The sequence below is a fragment of the Parafrankia sp. BMG5.11 genome (assembly GCF_004337455.1).
Map to the genome: position 1 here is coordinate 1 of NZ_SJXI01000208.1, position 1,515 is coordinate 1,515.

Annotated in this window: 1 protein-coding gene; it reads right to left on the reverse strand. The window is 69.1% G+C overall.

From position 1 onward, the window contains the following. Positions 1-103: 103 nt before the first annotated feature. The coding region (locus E0504_RS49930) for an aldehyde dehydrogenase family protein (protein WP_131628144.1) at positions 104-1,515 on the reverse strand (1,412 nt) is incomplete at its 5' end.

Sequence of the window (1,515 nt, forward strand, 5' to 3'; positions counted from 1 at the left end):
GGCCGTCGGGTGCGGGCCGTCGCGTGGACGACTGTGGCGGTCGGGTGAGTCCGGTGGGATTCACCCGACCGCCACGGTCGGGGCTGGTCGGAGGCCGGCAGGGTCAGGATGCGGCCGGGGTGGCGATGGTTTTGATCTCGAGGAATTCCTCGAGGCCGGGGGTGCCGCTTTCGCGGCCGATGCCGGACTGCTTGTAGCCGCCGAAGGGGGCGTCGGGGGCGTACCAGCTGCCGCCGTTGACGCTGATGGTGCCGCTGCGGATGCGGCGGGCGACGGCGAGGGCGCGGTCGGTGTCGGCGCTGAGGACGGATCCGGAGAGGCCGAAGATGGAGTTGTTGGCGATGTTCACGGCGTCGTCGTCGCCGTCGTGGGGGATGACGGCGAGGACGGGGCCGAAGATTTCTTCCTGGGCGATCTCGCTGTCGGGGTCGACGCCTGCGAGCAGGGTGGGGGCGTAGAAGAACCCGGGGTTGATCTTTTCGCCGCCGGTGACGAGGGTGGCGCCGGCGGCGATGGCGCGCTGCACGATGCCGTCGACCTTGTCGCGTTGCTTCTCGCTGATGAGCGGGCCCATGTAGGTGTCGGGTTCGGTGGGGTTCCCGACCTTGATCTGGGCGAGGGCGGCGGCGACTTTCTCGACGATGGCGTCGTGTTGGGCGCGGGGGACGACGAGGCGGCTGGTGATGGCGCAGCCCTGCCCGGAGTGGGAGCAGATGGTGAACGCGGCCATCATGGCGGCGAGGTCGTGGTTGGCGTCGTCGAGGACGACGAGGGCGGATTTCCCGCCGAGTTCGAGGAAGACTTTTTTGACGGTCCTGCTGGCGACTTCCATGATGCGTCGGCCGACGGCGGTGGATCCGGTGAAGGTGATGAGGTCGACGTCGGGGTGGCCGGTGAGGACTTCGGCGGCGTCGACGTCGATGGAGGTGATGACGTTGACGACGCCGGCGGGGATGTCGGTCTCGTTGGCGATGAGTTCGCCGAGGGCGAGGGCGAGCAGGGGGGTGTCGGGGGCGCCTTTGAGGATGACGGTGCAGCCGGCGGCCAGGGCGGGGGCGAGTTTCGCGAGGGCGAGCTGGGTGGGGTAGTTGTAGGCGACGATCGCGGAGACGACGCCGGCGGGTTCGCGTTCGATCCAGCGGTGGTGCTGGGCGCCGCGGGATTCGACGGTGCCGAGGTCCTGGGTGAACTGGTAGCCGGCGGCGAGGTCGGCGTAGTACTTGACGAGGTTGATCGGGTCGCCGAGGGCCGGCCCGTCGGTGATCAGGCGGGGGTGGCCGACCTCGGCGATGGTGAGTTCGCGGAGTTCTTCTTTGTGCTTGACGAGGACGTCGTGGAGCTGGTTGAGGCACTGGACGCGGAACGCGACGTTGGTCGACCAGTCGGTGGTGTCGAAGGCCTTGCGGGCGGCCTTGACCGCGGCGGTGGTCTCTTCGACCGTCGCGTCCGCGGCCTGGCCGATGACTTCGCCGGTCGTGGGGTTGATCGAGTCGACCGTCCGCTCGGTCTCGACCA